Here is an 18,554-nt window from a genome sequence, read left to right as displayed (position 1 = left end):
CCATGATGACTGCCCCTCAGGACCAGGTGATCGCCGCCCTGCGCAGCGCACTGGTGGACAACGAACGCCTCAGGCAGGCCAACCAGCGCCTGTCGCAGCGGACCGACGAGCCGATCGCCGTGGTGGCCATGGGCTGCCGCTACCCCGGCGGGGTCGCCTCGCCCGACGATCTGTGGACCCTGGTGAGCGAGGCGAGGGACGCCATCTCCCCGTTCCCCGAGGACCGCGGCTGGGACACCGGTGCTCTGTTCGGTGAGGGCGGCGGACCCGGCTCGCCGACGTCCCGCACCGGCGAGGGCGGCTTCCTCACCGGCGCCGGCGCCTTCGACCCGGGCTTCTTCGGGATCTCGCCGCGCGAGGCGCTCGCGATGGACCCGCAGCAGCGGCTGCTCCTGGAGACCACCTGGGAGACCCTCGAAGGGGCGGGCATCGACCCGGGCACCCTGCGCGGCAGCAGGACCGGTGTCTTCGTCGGCCTGATGGGCACCGGCTACGGCGGCCCCCTGCACCATGTCCCGGACGGTGTCGAGGCGTTCCTCGGCATGGGCACCCAGTCCAGTGTGGGCTCCGGCCGGATCTCGTACGCCTTCGGCCTGGAGGGGCCGTCCGTCACCGTCGACACCGCCTGCTCCTCCTCCCTGGTGGCGATTCACCTCGCCGCGCAGTCCCTGCGCGCGGGGGAGAGCACGCTGGCCCTGGCCGGCGGCGCGACCGTACTGGCGGGCCCCGGCCTGTTCGTGGGGCTGAGCCAGCAGGGCGGCGTCGCCGCCGACGGCCGCTGCAAGTCCTTCTCCGAGGGCGCCGACGGAGCCGGTTTCGGCGAGGGCGTCGGCACGGTGCTGCTGGAGCGGCTGTCGGACGCGCGGCGTAACGGTCATCCGGTGCTCGCGGTGATCCGCGGCAGTGCGGTGAACCAGGACGGCGCGTCCAACGGCCTGTCGGCGCCGAACGGCCCCTCGCAGCAGCGGGTGATCCGGCAGGCGCTGGCCGCCGCCGGGCTGAAGCCGTCCGAGGTGGACGTGGTGGAGGCGCACGGTACGGGTACGACGCTGGGCGATCCGATCGAGGCGCAGGCCCTGCTGGCCACCTACGGCCAGGACCGCGAGGCGGACCGGCCGCTGTGGCTGGGCTCGCTGAAGTCCAACATCGGCCACGCGCAGGCGGCGGCCGGTGTGGCCGGTGTGATCAAGATGGTGCTGGCGATGCGGCACGGCGTGCTGCCCGGCACCCTGCACATCACCCGGCCGTCGACGCACATCGACTGGTCGGAGGGTGACGTCCGGCTGCTCACCGAGGCCGTCGACTGGCCCGAGTACGGGCACCCCCGGCGCGCCGGCGTCTCCTCCTTCGGGGTGAGCGGTACCAACTCCCACCTTGTCCTCGAACAAGCCCCCGAGGCTGACGAAGAGCCCGCCCCGGCGGCGCCGGCGCCCGGCACGGCGGTTCCCTGGCTGCTGTCCGCGCGGACGGCCGACGCCCTGCGCGACCAGGCCGACCGGCTCCGGACCCACTTAGCGGCACGGCCCGGCCTCGCGCCGGCCGACATCGCGTTCTCGACCGCGACCGGCAGGGCCGCGCTGCCGCACCGAGCGGTCCTCGTCGGCGCCGACCACGACGCCCTCGGCCGCGAGCTGAAGCTGCTGTCCCGCGGCGAGTTCTCCGACCGCACCGTCTGCGGCACCACCGCCCCGGCCGGGAAGAAGGTCTTCGTCTTCCCCGGTCAGGGTTCGCAGTGGGCGGGTATGGCGGTGGAGTTGCTGGAGTCCTCGCCTGTCTTCGCCGCCCGGATCGACGAGTGCGCCGAGGTGCTTGCCCCGCACGTGGACTGGTCGTTGGAGGACGTGCTGCGCTCGGGTGACTTCGACCGGGTGGATGTGGTCCAGCCGGTGCTGTTCGCCGTGATGGTCTCCCTCGCGGCGCTGTGGCAGGCCGCCGGGGTCACACCGGACGCCGTTGTCGGCCACTCCCAGGGCGAGATCGCCGCCGCCGTGGTGGCGGGTGCGTTGTCGTTGGAGGACGGTGCGCGGGTGGTGGTGTTGCGGAGCAGGGCGATTACGGCGTTGGCGGGTCGTGGTGGGATGGTGTCGGTGCCGTTGCCGGTGGACGAGGTGCGGTCGCTGCTGCCGGAGGGTGTGTCCGTTGCCGCGGTGAACGGCCCTTCCTCCGTCGTGGTTTCGGGTGATCCGGCCGGTCTGGAGACCGTCCTGGCCTCCGTGGAGCGGGCCAAGCGGGTGCCGGTGGACTACGCCTCGCACTCGGCCCACGTGGAGGAGATCCGTGAGGAGCTGCTCACCACCCTCGCGGGCCTGGCCCCGCGCAGCGCCGGGATCCCCTTCTACTCCACGGTGACCGGCGGTCTGCTGGACACCGCGGCCCTGGACGCCGAGTACTGGTACCGCAACCTGCGGCAGACCGTGGAGCTGGAGACCACCGTCCGCGCGATGGGCGCCGCGGGCCACGACGTGTTCGTCGAGGTCAGCCCGCACCCGGTGCTGACCTCGGCGATCGAGGAGACGGCCACCGGGACCGTGACCGTGACCGGCACGCTGCGGCGGAACGACGGCGGCTGGGACCGGTTCCTGCTCTCCCTCGCCGGACTCCACGTGGCCGGCGTGCCCGTCGACTGGAGCGCGGCCCTGCCCACCGCCAGGCGGGTCGAACTGCCCACCTACGCCTTCCAGCACAAGCGGTACTGGCTGGACCCGGCCATCGAGCACCTCGGCGGTGCGGCCGACGGCCACCCGCTGATCGGCCGGCCGCAGCCCGTCGCCGACAGCGGCACCCTGCTGCACACCGGCCGCCTCTCGCTGCGCACCCACCCGTGGCTGGCCGACCACGCCGTCGGCGGCACCGTGGTGCTGCCCGGCGCGGCCCTGGTCGAGACCGTGCTGCACGCGGGCCGGGACCTCGGCTGCGGCCTGCTGGAAGAGCTGACGGTGCAGACCCCGCTCGTGCTCGACCCGGCCGCGCCGCTCACCGTCCAGCTGTCCGTGGAGGGTCCCGACATGGCGGGGCGGCGTCCGTTCGCCGTTCACTCCACGTCCGGCGAGGGAGCCTGGACCCGGCACACCACAGGATGGCTCGCGCCCGCCGGGGACGCGCCCGTAGAGCCGGACGGCACTCCATGGCCGCCGGCCGGCGCCGAACCGGTGGACATCGACGACCTCTACGGCACCTTCGCCGAGGGCGGCATCGAGTACGGCCCCGCATTCCGGGGGATGACCGCCGCCTGGCGCCTGGACGGCCGGATCTACGCCGAGGTGGCCCTGCCCGAGCAGCAGCGTTCCGGGCTACGGCGGTTCGGCGTCCATCCGGCGCTCCTCGACGCGGCGCTGCAGACGGTCGGCCTGACCCGCGACGGTGACGAGGGCGGGCCCGTCCTGCCCTTCTCCTTCGGCGGTGTCACCCTGCACGGCGAGCCCGGCGGCGACCTGCGGGTCGAGACCACGGTGCGCGGCGAGAACGAGGTGTCCGTGCGCGCGGCCGACCGCGACGGCCGGCCCGTGATCACGGTGGACTCCCTCGCCCTGCGCCGTCTCACCGGCCTGGCCCGCCACGACTCGCTGTACCAGGTGGCCTGGTCGACCCGCCCGCTGCCGCGGGCCGTGGAGCGCACCGACACCGTGGTCCGCGTCGATCCGGGAGAGCCGACCGCGGCCGCGGCCCACGAGACCACCCGTCGGATACTCACCCGGCTCCAGGAGTGGCTGGCCGCCGACCACCCCGACGGCGCCCGCCTGGTCGTCGTCACCCGTGGCGCCATCGCCACCGCGCCCGACGAGGACGTCACCGACCTGGCCGGCTCCCCGGTGTGGGGACTGCTCAGGTCAGCCCAGTCGGAGAACCCCGGTACCTTCGTCGTCGTCGACACCGACGAGGAGAGCGAGCACCTGCTGGACGCCGCGCTCTCCTGCGACGAACCCCAACTGGCGCTGCGCGGCGGCGAACTGCGTGTACCCCGGCTGCACCGGTCCGCCCGCGCAAGCACCGTGCGGGAACCCGACCGGGACGGCACCGTCCTGGTCACCGGCAGCGTTGACGGCCTGGCCGGCCTGGTGGTGCGCCACCTCGCCACCGAGCACGGCGTCCGCCGGATCGTCCTGGCAAGCCGGGGCGGCCCGCGACCCGAGGAGATCCAGCGGCTGGGCGCGGACCTCGGAGCCGAGATTGTCGGCGCCGCCTGCGACATGGCCGACCGGGACGCCCTGGCCGCGCTGCTGGCATCCGTACCGGAACACGCGCCGCTGACCGCGGTCGTGCACACCGCGGCCGTGCTCTCCGACGGCACCCTTGCCTCGCTCACCCCCGAGCAGATCGACACCGCACTACGGCCCAAGGTCGACGCGGCGCTCAACCTGCACGAGCTGACGCGCGGCCTCGGGCTCCGCGAGTTCGTCCTGTTCTCCTCGGTCGCCGGCGTCCTGGGCGCCCCCGGCCAGGGAAACTACGCGGCGGCCAACGCCTTCCTCGACGCCCTGGCGCACCACCGGCGCGCCCAGGGCTTGCCTGCCCAGTCCCTCGCCTGGGGCCTGTGGGAGCACAGCAGTGGCCTCACCCAGAACCTGGACGAGGCCGATGTGGCGCGGATCTGGCGCGGGGGAGTGGTGCCGTTCGACACCGGGCAAGGTCTGGCGATCATGGACCTCGCGCGGGGCACGGACGCGCCCGCGCTGGTCCCGGCGACCCTCGCGGCCGCCGTGCTCAAGGCCGCACCCGAGGACACCCCGCCCCTGCTCAGGGACCTCGTGCGGGCCCCGGTCCGGCGCTCCGGCGCGGCGCCCGAACGGCGGGGCGCCGACGAACTGCGCGGCAGCCTCGCCGGTCTGGACGAAGGTGCGGGCGAGGCCCTGCTCGGCGAGATCGTGCGCGGCCAACTCGCCACCGTCCTCGGCCATGCCTCGGCCGACGACATCGACGGGAGCGCCGCCTTCCTCGCCCTGGGCCTGGACTCGCTCACCGCCGTCGAGCTGCGCAACCGGCTGACCGCGAGCACCGGGCTGCGGCTGCGCCCCACCGTCGCCTTCGACTGCTCCACCCCCCGGGAGCTGGCGCGGTTCCTGCACGCCGAGCTGCTCGCCGCGCCCTCGGTGCCGCCGGTCTCCGCCCGCCGCGCCGGCCCGCTGGACGCCGCCGGTGAGCTGTTCCGGTACGCCGCGGAGCGGGGCCGGCTGAAGACCGGTGTGAAGATACTGCACCAGGCCGCCCAGCTGCGGCCCATGTTCACCGTGGAAGAGGGCCGCGAGGGCATCCCCGGTCCGCTGCGGCTGACCACCGGCGCCAAGCGGCCGAGGATCATCTGCCTCTCCGCCTTCGTTGCCCTGGGCGGCGCCCACCAGTTCGTCCGGTTCGCCTCGTTCTTCGGCGAGGAGTACGACGTAGCGGCGCTGGACGTGCCCGGCTTCCAGAACGACGAGCCGCTGGCCGCGGACGCGGAGGCGCTGGCCGATGTGTACGGTGAAATGATCAGCGAACTGATCGGCGACGACCCGTTCGTCCTGCTTGGCTCCTCCTCCGGAGGCGTGCTCGCACATGCGACCGGCGAGTGGATGAGCCGGCGCGGTGTCGCCCCGGCCGGTGTGGTGGTCATCGACGGCTACCCGATGACCAGCCCGCACATCAACCGGGTCCAGGACCAGCTCCTCAAGGGCATGTTCGAACGCGAGGAGCGCTTCGTCAGCCTGGACGGCACCCGCCTCACCGCCATGGGCTGGTACTGCGGGATGTACGAGTTCTGGGAGCCGCGGGCGGTGGACACGCCCACGCTGCTGCTGCGGGCCACCGTTCCCCTGGAGGGCATGACGGACGACCCGGCGAGCGAGGAGTGGCGCGCGGTGTGGCCCGCCACCAAGGTGCTGGACGTGCCCGGCGACCACTTCACCGTCATGGAGGACCACCTGGAGACGACCACGCGGGTCATCAAGGACTGGCTGGCCACCCTCTGACGTCGTGGGGCCCGCCGGGCCGGGCGGGCCCCACGCACCGTGATCCACCCTCGATGCCACCCCGGCGCCGCAGAGGCCCTGTTCCCCCTTTTGCTTTCGGACGGCATTGTTTGCGGACGGCCGGACGGCCGTGTCCGGCACATGACGTATGGAGGTTTCCATGGCGCTGGGTTACTTACTGGGCGGAGGCGTCGGCACCGAGCCGCACGGCATCGAGCTGCACCGCGCGTTCCCCGTGATGCGGCGGCTGTACGAGCGGATAGCCGACTGGACCGGCCTGAGCGTCGGCCAGATCCTGGAGGAGGACCTGCCGGAGGCCCAGGAGGAGCGGCAGAGCGTCGGCTCCATCCGGGAGACCGCGCTCGCCCTGTCCGTGCACGACATCCTCGCCGAGCAGGGTGTGCACCCCTCCGTGCTGGGCGGCCTGAGCCTGGGCGCCATGACCAGCAGCTGCCTGGCCGGCGCCCTCACCCGCCAGGAGCTGTTCGGGCTGCTCCGCAACACCCGCCTCTGCCCCGACCCGGACCCCTCGGACCCGGCGCACGTCCTCGCCATCGCGGCCGTCCCGGCAGGGCAGAGCGTCGAGACGCTCGTCGGAGGCTTCGAGGACGTGTACGTCGCCGGCGATATGGGCGACACCGCCGACGGCGCGCTGCGCGTCTACATGCTGGGCGGTCTGCAGGAGCCCATGGCCGCTCTGGCGGGCTCGCTGCCCGAGGGGCTGGTGACCCTGATGCCGGGCCGGGGCATCGCCCAGCACACCCCGCTGCGCGCCCCGTACCGGACGTTCATCGAGCCGCACATCGACGCCATCGGCTTCGGCACGCCCAAGCTGCCGGTGGTGTCCTGCCTGGACCGTAAGCAGCTGACCTCGGGCGACGACGTGCGGGACCTGTTCAAGCGCAATCCCACCACCCCGATCAGCCTGCCGTACGTCTACGAGGGCATGCACGAGCTGGACGTCCAGCTCGGTGTGGTGGTCGGCCCGGCGATCCCGGCCGGACTGCTGCGCATCTCCTTCCCCGTGGTCCACGTCGAGCAGCCGGAGCACATCGAGAAGGTCGTCTCCCACGTCTTCGAGCTCGGCATCGAGTACCCCGAGACGGGCCTCGCGGCGTGCTGAGCGCGGACCTGTCCCCTGCCGACTGCGACAAGCTCGTCGACGGCTGGCTGAGCACGGACCCGGATGCGTGGACCCGGCGCGTGATCCGCCGCCACTTCGACCCCGAGACAGGCAGCCCCTACTGGCTGGAGCGGGCGAAGACGCTGTCCTTCGACCCGCGCGACATCACGCGCCACGCGGAACTGACCGCGTTCGGGCCGTTCGACCTGGACCTGCTGCGCACGCGCGACCCGCGCGACTTCGTCCCGCTGGCCGTGGACCGCCCGCTCACCGGGCGGGTGTGGGACTCGGGCGGCACCACGGGCGCGCCGTGCCGCGTCTTCTGCACCCCGGAGATGATCGTTCAGCGCGGCGTGTGGCGCCGCTGGTCGTTCACGACCGAGGGCTTCGAGCCGTACCGCACCTGGCTCCAGGCGACGCCCACCGGGCCGCATCTGATCGGCAACGGCGTCTGGGAGGCCGGGGACCTGCACCAGGGGGTCGTGTACGCGATCGACATGGATCCCCGCTGGGTGAAGCGGCTGCTGCGCACCGCGCGCATGCCCGTCGCGCGGGACTACACCGAGCACCTGCTCGACCAGATCCTGGACGTGCTGGAGACCCGGGAAGTGGACTATGTCAACACCACCCCGGCGCTGATGGTGGCGCTGATCCGACGGGCCCCCGAGCGGGTCGCGGCGCTGCGCGGGGTCCGGCTGAGCGGTACCCACCTGATTCCCTCGGTCCACCGGCAGATCACCAAGGCGCTGGACGGCGGTATCTGCGGCCTGAGTTACGGCAACACCTTCGGCAACGCGGCCGGCCTGCCGGTGGAGCAGGACGGCGAGGTCATGCCGTACCTGCCCAACTTCCCGCAGGTGACGATGGCGGTCGTCGACAAGGCCGACCCGATGACCGTGGTGCCCTACGGCTCAACGGGACGGGTCCGGCTGACCGTGCTGCACAACGACCTGTTCCTGCCCAACGTGCTGGAGCGGGACGAGGCGGTGCGGTACGACACCGGCGACCGCTTCCCCACCGACGGTGTCGCCAACGTACGCCCGCTGGAGACGGCCGGCACCGCGGTCGAGGGGCTGTACTGAACTGCTGTCGCCCGCGTCTCCCGAAACGGGCGACAGCATTCGTCACACACCGTCTCGCAGGAAAGAGCCCTACCGCGCAGGAGGTGAGGGAACGGGCCCCTCGGAGCCGCCCTGCGGGCCCCTGTCTGTTTCGTCAGGCGTTCCGCATGTGCCGGGCCGAGGGTTCGGCGGCGCGTTTCTTCGCCGCGTAGTCACTCGGCGATGTCGACTCCGTAGCCGCGTGCGAGTGTGTCCAGGGCGTGGTCGTAGCCCTGGCCGACGGCGCGTAGGCGCCAGACCGGGCCTCTGCGGTAGATCTCGGCGAGCAGCATCGTGCGTTCGGTGGTGGCGGCGTCCAAGGTGGCCCGTGCGAGGGGCGGCCCGCTGTTGCTGGGGGCCGCGCTGATCTGTATCGCGCCGACTGTTTCGAACGTTCCGGTGCCGTCGATGGCTGCGGCTATGACGACTCTGCGGGTCGTCGGTGGCAGGGAGGCCAGGTCGACGGTGACCGTTTGCTCGGCTGGGCCACCGGTCAGCAGGCGTACGGATCCGGCGGGGCTCTCCGGAGCCCCGTAGAAGATGAAGTCCTCGTCGCAGGTGACTTGTTCGTCCTCGTCGAGGAGGAAGGCGACGACGTCGACCTCGAAGCCGGATTGCGGGGACCAGCCAGCGGTGAGGTGCCACACGGGGGAAGGGGTTCCGGGCGGCATGGGCAGGTCGATGACACCACCTCTGGGCAGCACCACGGGCTCTTGGGGACGAATGGTCGTTGGGGGCTGAGAGGTGGTTACCGAAGCGGTGAGCCAGTCAGGGCCGTGCGCGGGGAGCGCGAGGGCTCTGATGCGGGTCATACGCCGGTCGCGTTCTCCGCCAGGCAGGAGTACGACGTCGGTGACGCCCGCGGACAGGTTGATCGCGGCGGAACCGCCGAGAGCGACGACGCGGGTGCGGGCCGCCGCGGCGTCAGTATGGACGCCGCCCAGGACCAGGACTCTGTGTCCGGACAGCGGCCTGTCCGCCGGTGCGGCACCTGCGGCAGACTCCGCCCGACGTGTCTGGTGCACGGTTGTCTTCGAGGCAGCCGGGGTGCTCGAAGCCGCTGTCCGGCTGTTGGGTGCGGCGACCGCTGCGGGAGTGACCGGTTGCGTGGGGGTGGCTCGCCGAGTGTCGGACCCGGCGACCGTGACTGCCGCGGCGACCGGCGTCTCGAAGACTGTTCCCGGTTGTACGTCTGCGAGCAGCCGCAGAAAGGTGTGTTCGTCGATCACCGGTACGCCCTCGGTACGGGCGCGGTGTGCCTTGGCCGAGTCCGACGCGGGTTCGTTGGTGACCAGCACGCTGGTGTGCCGGCTGACGGAGGTCATCATGTTCAGTCCGGCGGCGACGGCTCGCCCGATCAGCTCCGCACGGGCGTGGGCGGTCTCGCCGGTGATCGCGATCTTCATGCCTTGCCGGAGCGGTCCGGCGGGAGTCATACGGCCGGGATTGCGGTAGACGCACGGAGTTTTGGGCGGCCTCGGCGTGAACTGTGATTCCGCCCGGGGCGGGCAGGTCACGAGGGGGAGAGGGAGATCGAGCCGGGCCGCCTCACGCAGGGAGGCCCGCAGGATCCCGGCCAGTACACGGGTGTCGTCCAGTGCGTCGTGAGCACGTTGTTGGGGGACGCCGTAATGGGCAGCGAGTGTCCCCAGCTTCAGGTCGCCGGTCGGCGGGTCGACCTGGCGGTTGAGGGCCAGGGTGCACAGCCGCTGCGAGACCGGAAGCCACATCCGCGCACGTGCGAACTCGTGGGCGAGGAAGTCGTAGTCGAACTGGGCATTGTGGGCCACCAGGACCCGGTCCTGAAGCATCGCCCCGATCTGCCCGGCGACCTGGGCGAAGGCCGGAGCGCCCCGCAGCCGCTCGGCGGTGAGCCCGTGCACCTCGACCGGCCCCGGGTCGCATCCCGGGTTGAGCAGTGTCGAGAACTCTCCGGTCTGTTCGCCTTCCGGGCTGATCGTCACCACCGCGACGGACAGCACTCGGTCCCGTCGGGGTATGAGTCCTGAGGTTTCTACATCGATCAGTGCCCAGTCGTAGGCGTAGTCACCGGCGGCGGGTATGTCCAAGCCGGCAGAGACGAGACTCATCGCGTGGGTTGCCCAATCAACTCGGTTACTTACGTACTCCGGTGTGTCCTACGGCGGCCCGGCTGCTGGTCATGGACAGGACTCGTCGAATTTGACCGCTTTGAGCGTGACCGGCTGTCCGTTGAGCGATGCGCCGGCGGCCGGCTCCTGCGTGCACACCTTCCCATTCGATTCGACCAGCACCCGGCGGTCGTTCGGCAGGGCGTCCGCCACCGTGAGGGAGACACCGGAGTCCAGGGCGGAACGCGCGGCCAGGCGAACTGCGGTTGTGCAGACGGCACTTGGCTGTACGACATGCGTCCCCCATGAATCAATTGGTGCCAGATGACCGTAAGGGGTGTGAAGTGCAGACGGCATGACTCTGAGAGGTGAGTGACGAAATCGTGATGAAATGGTGAAGGTCTTTTGAATCAGGCCGCGCATGTACCTCAACGCCGACTCGCGTGGCTCGGCCCGCTGGAAACGGTGCACGAGCCACTCGTACAGTCGCCTCTCACCAGGGCGGAGGAAGTTCACAAGGGTGTACCCGCGGCTGGGGCGGCTCTGGAGCACTACGGGCCCATGTGGACGTAACATGCCCAATTCAGGCGTGAGGCGTGGGTGGGGTCCTGGCGGAGTCGTTGGACGGCGTTGTGGAGAGCGCGGGCGCTGTAGCCCGTGCCCTGACCCGAGGTTTCCAGGGCGTGGTAGAACTCGCGCGTGATGTCGGGCGCCGGACCGTCGGCGAGTCTCCAGAGGGTGCCGACGACGTGCTGGAAGCCGGCGAGTTGGAAAGCGGCGGCGAGATGGATCGCCTCGTCGGCGAGGGCGCTGGTGCCACGGGCGGTGTGGCATGCGGAGAGGAAGGCGAGTTCCGCGCCGGAGAGGTCCTGTTCGGCGATGGCCGACACGGAGAGGGGGCCGTCGTGCAGGACCAGGTGACTATGGGCGGGGTCGTCCGGGTCGTGCATGCCGTGGCAGGCGAAGTGGACCCGTGGATGCGAGGGTAGAGCGGACAGAACGGCAGGCGTGACGGCCTGTTCCCCGGCCCGGAGGGTGAGCCTGTCGCCGAAGAGCTCACTGAGTATGGAGAGTTCGTTCCCGACGCCGGGCAGGCCGGCCATGTGCGCGGTGTCTTCGTCGTTCTCCGGTACGTCGGCCACCCCTACCGCAAGCAGTTGGGGCCGCCCGGGCGGGCGGTGCGATCTGGCTCTGATGAGTGAGCCCAGGGTGGGGGTGTAGGAGGAGATCACTCGGTCGATGACGCGCGGGCCGTTCCTGGGCCCGGCGGCGTGCAGGGGGAGGAGAGCCAGGGGTCCGGTGGGGCACCACCACAGGCGCGGAACCGCCGGACGCGGCTGATTGAGGCCCAGTGCGGCAAGGACGGGTTCGGCGATGTCCTCCCAGAGCCGGTGCAGCGTGTCGGTGACCCGGGTGCCCAGCGAGTGGGCTTCGACGGGGCCGAGAGCGAGCCCGGGCCTGTTCAGCCGGCCGATGGCGTCGAGGAAGTCGGCGGTGCTGAGCTCAATGTCCTTGGCGGTGACGCGGGGCAGTTTCACCAGTCTGATCGGGTCCTCGCCCGGGGTGGAGGTGAGCAGGAGGGCGTCACAGCGGTGGCTGCTGATGTTGATGATCGCGACCGGTCCTTCGTTGGCGGCACGGTGCAGCAGTTCGAAGGACGGCGGTTCGAGGAAGTCGGTGAATTCGGGTTGCCTGCGGATCCGAGCCAGGATGTCGTCGAACTGTTCGCTGAGTCCCCAGCGTCGCGAACCGTTCTCGGGTACCCCGGTGTGAGTGCTGTCCGGACCGGGCCAGTTGCCTTCCAGATCGGCGCAGATGGCGTCGAACTCCTCTGCCAGCAGGGGAAGCGCGGCATGCAGCGCGTTCCGGTCGGTGCGGGTCTGCAGTAGTTGGGACCAGATCACCGAGCGCCCCTGCTCCAGCAGCCGGACGGCACCGCGCAGGTCGCCGGCGGCGATCGAGGCCGCTGCGGCATCGCTGGCCAGTAAGGGCAGTTGCGCGATCTGGGCCAGCCGGGATGCCCGGGGGATGCCTCGGTCCGCCAGCCGGGGCAGCAGGTGTTCGATAGCCGTACGGTAGTCGGCGAGTGCGCCCCTGGTGTCGCCGGTCAGCATGCCCAGTTTGCCCGAGTAGAAGGCCGAGAACAGGCGGGTTCGCGTCGAGGCAGTAACGCTGGCTGTGGAGGCTCGGAAGGCCGTCAGGGCCTCGTACACATCGTCGCCCGTGCCGCCGCCCTTGAACCGCCGCCGCATGAGGGTCAATCCGAGCTCCGACTGCAGGTGAGCAAGGTTGGGGTCGCCGGGGCTGCGGGTGGCGAGCTCCCGGGCCGTCCGGCGGAGGATGACGGTGGAGGCGTCGAGGTCTTCCCGGTCGCCGCGGGCGCGAAGAGCCACCGCGAGTTTGAGCCGCATGACCGGGTAGTCGGCGTGGGTGGCCGGGGTGGCGGCGGTCGCCGTTCTGAGCGCGGTGATCGCACTGTCCAAGTCCTTCCGCTGCGCGAAGACGTCGTAGCGGGTGTGCAGGGCGGCGGCAAGGTGGGTCAGTACGCGACCGGTCTCTCCGCCGGGCGGCGCGGTGTCCACTGCCTTGTGGGCGGCCACGATGGCTCTGTCGATATCCGCTCGGTGGCGCAGAGTGACAAACCGGGCGAGCAGGAGGCCGCTGAGGATGGCCGGCGCCGTGTGCTCGGTGGCGCCTCGGCGGTCGGCAAGGCTGACAGCGGTCTCGGCCTTCTCGATCGCCGCGGTGAGGTCCTCCAGGTTACCCGCGGTCTCGAACCGGATACGCAGGACGGACGCGAGGGCGGCCAGACGGTCGACACGGGCGGGGTCGTCGTCGGGGGTGGCTGCGAGCGCGGCGGAGGCGGAGTCGAACGCTTCGGCCAGATCGGCCGGTTCGGCCATGAGGCGGAAGCGGTGGAACAGCGCGGCGGACTGTGCGGACAGGGCGGGGGCATGTCCGGGGATCGCGGCGAGCGCCTCCCGGGAAAGCCGCAGAGCTGCTTCCGCGTCCTCCGCGTCGCCGAGTCGGACGAACTGGCCGAGCAGACTCGTGGCGAGGGCGACAAGGACGTCCGGTTCCGGCGGCTCGTTGTCCAGCCCGGTGGACACAGGCTGGGGCCGGCCGCTCAGGGCCAGCGCGTAACGCTGCCGCAAGGCGTGCATGTTCTGGTGCAGCGCCGCCCGTTGCGGATCCTCCGGTGGCGCGAGCCGCTCGCCCTCGGCCGTGGCGGCCAGAGCGGCCTCCAGATGGTCCAGGTCGCCGGTGGTGGTGTAGCGGGCAAGCAGCATGTTCCCGAGGCTGCCCAGCACTCCGGGCAGGCTCGGGTGTGTGCCGGGCATGATCCTGGTCTCGCGAGCGGTCGCGTCGACTGCCTCGTTCAGGTATTTCCCGATGCGGGTGTGCTGGTACCGCTTCCACAGGAGGACTCCGAGCTGGAACCACCAACCGGGCTCGGGGAGAGTCTCGTTCACCAGCGCCCGACGGGCGCCGATCGCCTTGTCGAGGTCGGCGATGTCGTGGCTGTGGTCGAACAGCGCGTCCTGGACGTTCGCGAGGCTGTCCCGCATCCGCGGCCTTTCCGGATTGTCTCCGGCCGCGGCTGCCGCCTGCTCCATGTGGTGGGCGGCCACTTTGAGCCCGTCGGGTATGCCCAGAACCTCGGCCAGTTGCATCCAGGAACTGCCCAGGTTGAACCGGATTACGGGCTGCTCTTCCGCGGGAGCGGTCTGCAACGCGGCCTCGAACAAGGGGATGGCGGTGCCGGAGACCTCGGGCTCCTTGGTACGTCCGCATTCGTGGAGCAGGAGCATGCCCATCGCGCTCAGCAGGGTGTGCCGTTCCGGCACAGGGGGAGGTGCGTCGGCGAACGCTTCGGCGAGGCCCTCGGGAACGACCGCCGGAGCGATCGCGTGCAGAAGGCCGAAAACAGACAGCAGCGCATGATGGTCGAAGGAAGCCTGCTCCTCGTCGAGAGCCCGGAGACGAAGGGTGAGCAGGACACCGACCAGGTGTGTGAGTGCCACGTCGTCTTCGGTTACGGAATTCTCGTACAGCCGCTCGCTGATGTCATGGATCAGCGAGCCCGCGGCGCACAACGGCACGGCGGAGAGCGCGATATGGGGGTCGCTCGTGTCGAAGTATGCCTGGATGTAGTAGCGAAGCAGTCCGTCGGGCGCCACTGAATCCCCGTTCAGTGGACCCTCGCCGGGTTCTTCGTCTCTCTCCACCGGTGTCCCCATCTCGCGAGGCTGTGTCGTGCGGCTCAGGCTAGCCAGACGGCTGCGGGTGGAAGGCTTATTGTCGCAATTCCCTGCGACTGGAGACGGTTCGGTGGGAACCTGCTCCGGTGGGCGACGGGGAGGCTGGATTGTCAGGTAGGGACGCGGCGGCGCTGGCGTATGTGTGCGCCCATTTCGAGGAGTTGCGGGAGCTGCTCGGCGACGACGGCCTTGATCCGTCGACGCCACTCGCGCGGCTGCGTGCGGCTTGCGGTGCCGATACGACGCAGGCCGCACGGCTCCTGGGCGAGGTCGACGCGGCGCTCAGGGACGCGACCGACGACTTGGTGAGCATCCACGGCGCCGGTCAGGGCCGTGCCGGAGAGCTGAGCGGTCTGGAGCCGCTGGAGATCGTCTTCCGGTGTCCGCTGCGGCAGTGCACGGGGCGGCACGGCAGCGAGGTGGCTGTCGCCCGGCCGGTCTGCTCGATCGGCCGGCGGGAACTCATCCGGGAACGGCTGGTCTGAGGTGGGCGGGCTCTGGGGCGAGCTGGGCAAGAAGCTCGCCGATCGGTGGCTGTCACTGCTTGTCCTGCCCGGGGTGCTCTACCTTGCCGTTGCCGCTGCCGCGCACACCCTGGGGCAGCGGCACGCCCTGGATGCCGCAAGGCTGGTCCAGGAGGTGGCGACGGTCGCCGAGCAGCCGGCGGTCACCGGGGTCGGCGGGCAGATCGTGCTGGTGGGGACGGTTCTGGTCGCCTCGGCCGCGGCCGGGCTTGTCGCCGAGGCGGCTGGTGCGCTGGTCGAACGCCTGGTTCTGGCAGTCGGCTGGAAGGCGTGGCCGCTCGGACTGCCGGTTCTGGCCGACCGGTGGGTACGGCGCAAGCAGCGTCGCTGGGACGACGCCCACAGCGTCTACCTCCAGCAGCAGCGGCTCACCCTCGCGCCCGACCCCGCTGACCGGCCCGATCCCGCGGTGGGGCGCGCGGCTCTCGCAAGGCGCACCCGAATCGCCCAGGAACGGCCCGAGCGGCCGACCTGGAGCGGTGATCGCGTCCAGGCCGTCGCCCTGCGCCTGGACCGTGACCACAGCCTGGACCTCGCCACCCTGTGGCCCTACCTGGAACCCGTCCTTCCCGAGGCCCTGGGCACCCGGATCTCCGAGGCCCGAGCCGCGCTGGTCCGCGCCACGACCCTGGCCGGCTGGGCCGTGCTGTATGCGCCGCTCGCTTGTTGGTGGTGGCCGGCCGCCCCGGTGACCTTGGTCCTGGCGGCGGCGGCCAGACACCGCACCCGCAGTTGTGTGGACACCTACGCTCGTCTCCTCGACGTCGCGGCCCGCCTCCACATCCCTGCCCTGGCCGCTCAGCTCGGGTTCGACCACGCAGGCCCCCTCACTCCCGATCTCGGCGCCCGCCTCACCCACCACCTTCGGACCGGGCCTTTGCCCCCTCCTGTCTCGACCGACAGCTGACGAGAGCTGCCACGCCGGGACAGTCATGCGTTCGCCCTCGGCCCTTACCAGGAGCCAGGGCATGCGCCACCGGGTCTTCCCCGCACCGGTGCCGCTGTAGGTCTTCCAATGCATGTCGAGGGGCTGTGCTCCGAATGCCGTATTTCGTGCTGGTGTGCGATGGCTCATACCAGGGCGGGATGCTCTGTGGGGAAGTTCGTCAACTGCCCACCGCGAAGGAACGCTTGGCGACTACCGTGTGTGCTCGGTGATCAACGGAGGGCTGAAGCGGTACGCGCAGGCCTTGCCGCTGCGCCATTTCCGGAACACCAGCACGACGCCGCTCCCTGGGGCCCCACGTAGTACCGAGGACACTCATGTCTCACCTTCGCGCACCCGTCGCGCGGCCGGAACGCCGCGAGGGCGGGCGGCACGGCCGGCCGGGCTCGCGCTCGCTGTCGTCCCTCGTCAGGACCGAGCCGACGGCCCCGCCCGACACCCGCATACGCCCTCAGCTCATGCGTACCGCGGTGCTTCCCGCGATAGTCGCCGCACTGAGCGGCGCGACGGCCGTGGTGGTCGTCCTGCGCACCACTGCGGCGGAGCCGACCGCCGAGATCTGGACCGCCCTGTTCGGCACCGCGCTGCTCGCCCTCGCGGCCGTCGCCGCCGCGGCGCTCGGCGCGGAACGTACCGCCAAGTCCCTTCTCGGGCGCGGCGCCGCGCTGCGCCGTTCCCACGCGCGCGGACAGGCCGAGCTGCGCGCCGTGATGGAGCAGCTCCGGCGCGGCGAGCCGGTCACCGTGCGCCGGGCACCGCCCGCCGGGCCCGGGCCGGGGCCCGGCCCTGACTCCGGGGTCGGGGCCGGGGTCGGCGAGGAGGACGAGTTCGACCTCCTCGCACGGGAGATGGCCCGCTCCCAGGCCGTCGCCGTCGGCGCGGTGGTGCAGGCCTCCCGGCTGTCCAGCAGCGTCGGCAACGAGCAGAAGGTGGAGGTCTTCGTCAATCTGGCCCGCCGGCTCCAGTCGCTCGTCCACCGCGAGATCCAGCTGCTCGACGAGCTGGAGAACCAGGTCGAGGACCCCGAACTGCTCAAGGGGCTCTTCCACGTCGACCATCTGGCCACCCGGATCCGCCGCCACGCCGAGAACCTCGCCGTGCTCGGCGGCGCGGTCTCGCGGCGGCAGTGGAGCAGACCGGTCGCCATGACCGAGGTGCTCCGCTCGGCCATCGCCGAGGTCGAGCAGTATCCACGGATCAAGCTGGTGCCGCCGATCGACGGCACCCTGCGCGGCCACGCGGTCGCGGACGTCATCCACCTGCTGGCCGAACTCGTCGAGAACGCGACGCTGTTCTCGTCCCCGCACACCCAAGTCCTGCTCCGGGCCCAGCATGTGACGGCGGGGCTCGCCATCGAGGTGGAGGACCGCGGCCTCGGGATGCCGATCGACGAGCAGAAGCGGATGAACAGCCTGCTCACCGACCCCGACCAGGTCAATGTGGCCCATCTGCTCCAGGACGGGCGGATCGGGCTCTTCGTGGTGTCCGCGCTGGCGCGCAGGCACGGGATCGCGGTGCGCCTCCAGTCCAATATCTACGGCGGTGTCCAGGCCGTACTCGTCCTGCCGCAGACGCTTCTCGGCTCCGACCGCACCGAGCAGGGCGAACGCGGCGCCGGCCGTCCCGCCGCGCCCGCCGTCCCGCCGCCGCCCGCGACCGCGCCCCCGGTCCCGTCCGTACCGCCCGCGGTACCGCGGCGGTCCGCGCCGCCCCGGCCGTCGCCCCAGCTCCAGCCCCCGCCGGTGTCCCCGCCGATGTCCGCGTCGGCGTCCGCTTCCCGGCCCCCGCGGCAGGCGTCGGCCCCCGCACCGCTGCCCGTACGCGGCGAGCACGCCAGGGAAGGGGACGGGGACGGCACGATCGAGAGTGCCGGCAGCCGCCCCCGACTGCCCCGCCGCCGCGGTCAGGAGCACCTCGTCCCGCAGCTGCGGGACACCCCCGCGCCGCCGCCCGCCGGGGAACCCACGCTCCACGACCCGGGGCTGATGGCCGCCTTCCAGCGCGGTATCGGCCTCGCCGAGTCCCAGCCCGCGCCCGGCGCGGACACCCGCCACGAACACCCCGCGGGCTCCCTTCCGGAACCGCAGCGCCGCGACAACACCCCCACGACAAAGGAGTAGATGCACCATGGCGAGCGATGTTCCCACCGGCCATGCCTCGGACCTCGACTGGCTGCTGAGCGGTCTGGTCCAGCGCGTCCCCTTCACCCGCAGCGCCGTGCTGCTCTCCTCCGACGGTCTGGTGCGGTCCCTGCACGGCATGGACGCCGACAGCGCCGACCACATGGCCGCCCTCGCCTCCGGCCTCTACTCCCTGGGCCGCAGCGCCGGGGCGCGGTTCGGCGACGGCGGTGAGGTCCGCCAGGTCGTCGTCGAGCTGGACTCCACCCTGCTCTTCGTCTCGACCGCCGGCTCCGGCACCTGCCTCGCCGTGCTGGCGGGCCGGGACGCGGACGCGGCGGTGCTCGGCTACGAGATGGCGATGCTGGTCAAGAGCGTACGGCCGTATCTGGTCACCCCGCTCCGACAGGGCGCCGGTGCCGCACCGAGCGCCATGGGCCACTGACC

Annotated in this window: 9 protein-coding genes and 1 pseudogene; 7 read left to right on the top strand and 3 right to left on the bottom strand. The window is 71.5% G+C overall.

What is annotated here, in order from left to right; all coding sequences use genetic code 11:
* The first annotated feature begins 5 nt into the window (after positions 1 to 5).
* The 3 genes from AB0389_RS28995 (at position 6) to AB0389_RS28985 (ending at position 8,147) form a co-directional block, all read left to right on the top strand.
* A complete protein-coding gene (locus tag AB0389_RS28995) occupies positions 6 to 5,942 on the top strand; it encodes a type I polyketide synthase (RefSeq protein WP_366398462.1) in 5,937 nt (1,978 codons plus the stop codon).
* Positions 5,943 to 6,102: 160 nt separating this feature from the next.
* Positions 6,103 to 7,065, top strand: a complete 963-nt coding sequence (locus AB0389_RS28990; protein WP_366398461.1) for an ACP S-malonyltransferase — start codon at positions 6,103 to 6,105, stop codon at positions 7,063 to 7,065.
* Positions 7,059 to 8,147, top strand: coding sequence for an arylcarboxylate reductase (locus AB0389_RS28985; RefSeq protein ID WP_366398460.1), 1,089 nt, complete (start codon positions 7,059 to 7,061; stop codon positions 8,145 to 8,147). Before AB0389_RS28990 ends, AB0389_RS28985 begins: the two co-directional genes overlap by 7 nt.
* A 191-nt stretch (positions 8,148 to 8,338) precedes the next feature.
* Here AB0389_RS28985 and AB0389_RS28980 read toward each other — a convergent pair whose 3' ends face one another.
* From AB0389_RS28980 to AB0389_RS28970, 3 genes and pseudogenes are all read right to left on the bottom strand, one after another.
* Positions 8,339 to 10,255: a TerD family protein gene (locus AB0389_RS28980; protein WP_366398459.1), complete on the bottom strand. Its 1,917-nt coding sequence runs from the start codon at positions 10,253 to 10,255 to the stop codon at positions 8,339 to 8,341.
* 69 nt (positions 10,256 to 10,324) lie between these two features.
* Positions 10,325 to 10,507: pseudogene (locus tag AB0389_RS28975) on the bottom strand (hypothetical protein); the annotation flags it as partial.
* 299 nt (positions 10,508 to 10,806) lie between these two features.
* Positions 10,807 to 14,436 (bottom strand): CHAT domain-containing protein, encoded by a 3,630-nt coding sequence (locus AB0389_RS28970; RefSeq protein ID WP_366398458.1) that lies wholly within the window; start codon positions 14,434 to 14,436, stop codon positions 10,807 to 10,809.
* A gap of 188 nt (positions 14,437 to 14,624) precedes the next feature.
* On the opposite strand from AB0389_RS28970, the gene AB0389_RS28965 reads away from it, so the two are divergent.
* The 4 genes from AB0389_RS28965 (at position 14,625) to AB0389_RS28950 (ending at position 18,552) form a co-directional block, all read left to right on the top strand.
* Positions 14,625 to 15,002, top strand: a complete 378-nt coding sequence (locus tag AB0389_RS28965) for a hypothetical protein (protein ID WP_366398457.1) — start codon at positions 14,625 to 14,627, stop codon at positions 15,000 to 15,002.
* Between the two features lies 1 nt (position 15,003).
* Entirely contained in the window at positions 15,004 to 15,948 is a 945-nt protein-coding gene (locus AB0389_RS28960) for a hypothetical protein (protein ID WP_366398456.1), read from the top strand.
* Between the two features lie 356 nt (positions 15,949 to 16,304).
* On the top strand, positions 16,305 to 18,107 hold the full coding sequence (locus AB0389_RS28955) for an ATP-binding protein (protein ID WP_366398455.1): 1,803 nt from the start codon (positions 16,305 to 16,307) through the stop codon (positions 18,105 to 18,107).
* Positions 18,108 to 18,114: 7 nt separating this feature from the next.
* Positions 18,115 to 18,552, top strand: a complete 438-nt coding sequence (locus tag AB0389_RS28950; RefSeq protein WP_366398454.1) for a roadblock/LC7 domain-containing protein — start codon at positions 18,115 to 18,117, stop codon at positions 18,550 to 18,552.
* Positions 18,553 to 18,554: the final 2 nt, after the last annotated feature.

The organism is Streptomyces sp. NPDC093109, from assembly GCF_040701725.1.
GTDB lineage: Bacteria > Actinomycetota > Actinomycetes > Streptomycetales > Streptomycetaceae > Streptomyces.
Note: the sequence above shows the minus strand (reverse complement) of the source record. Positions and strands in the feature narration are given on the sequence as shown.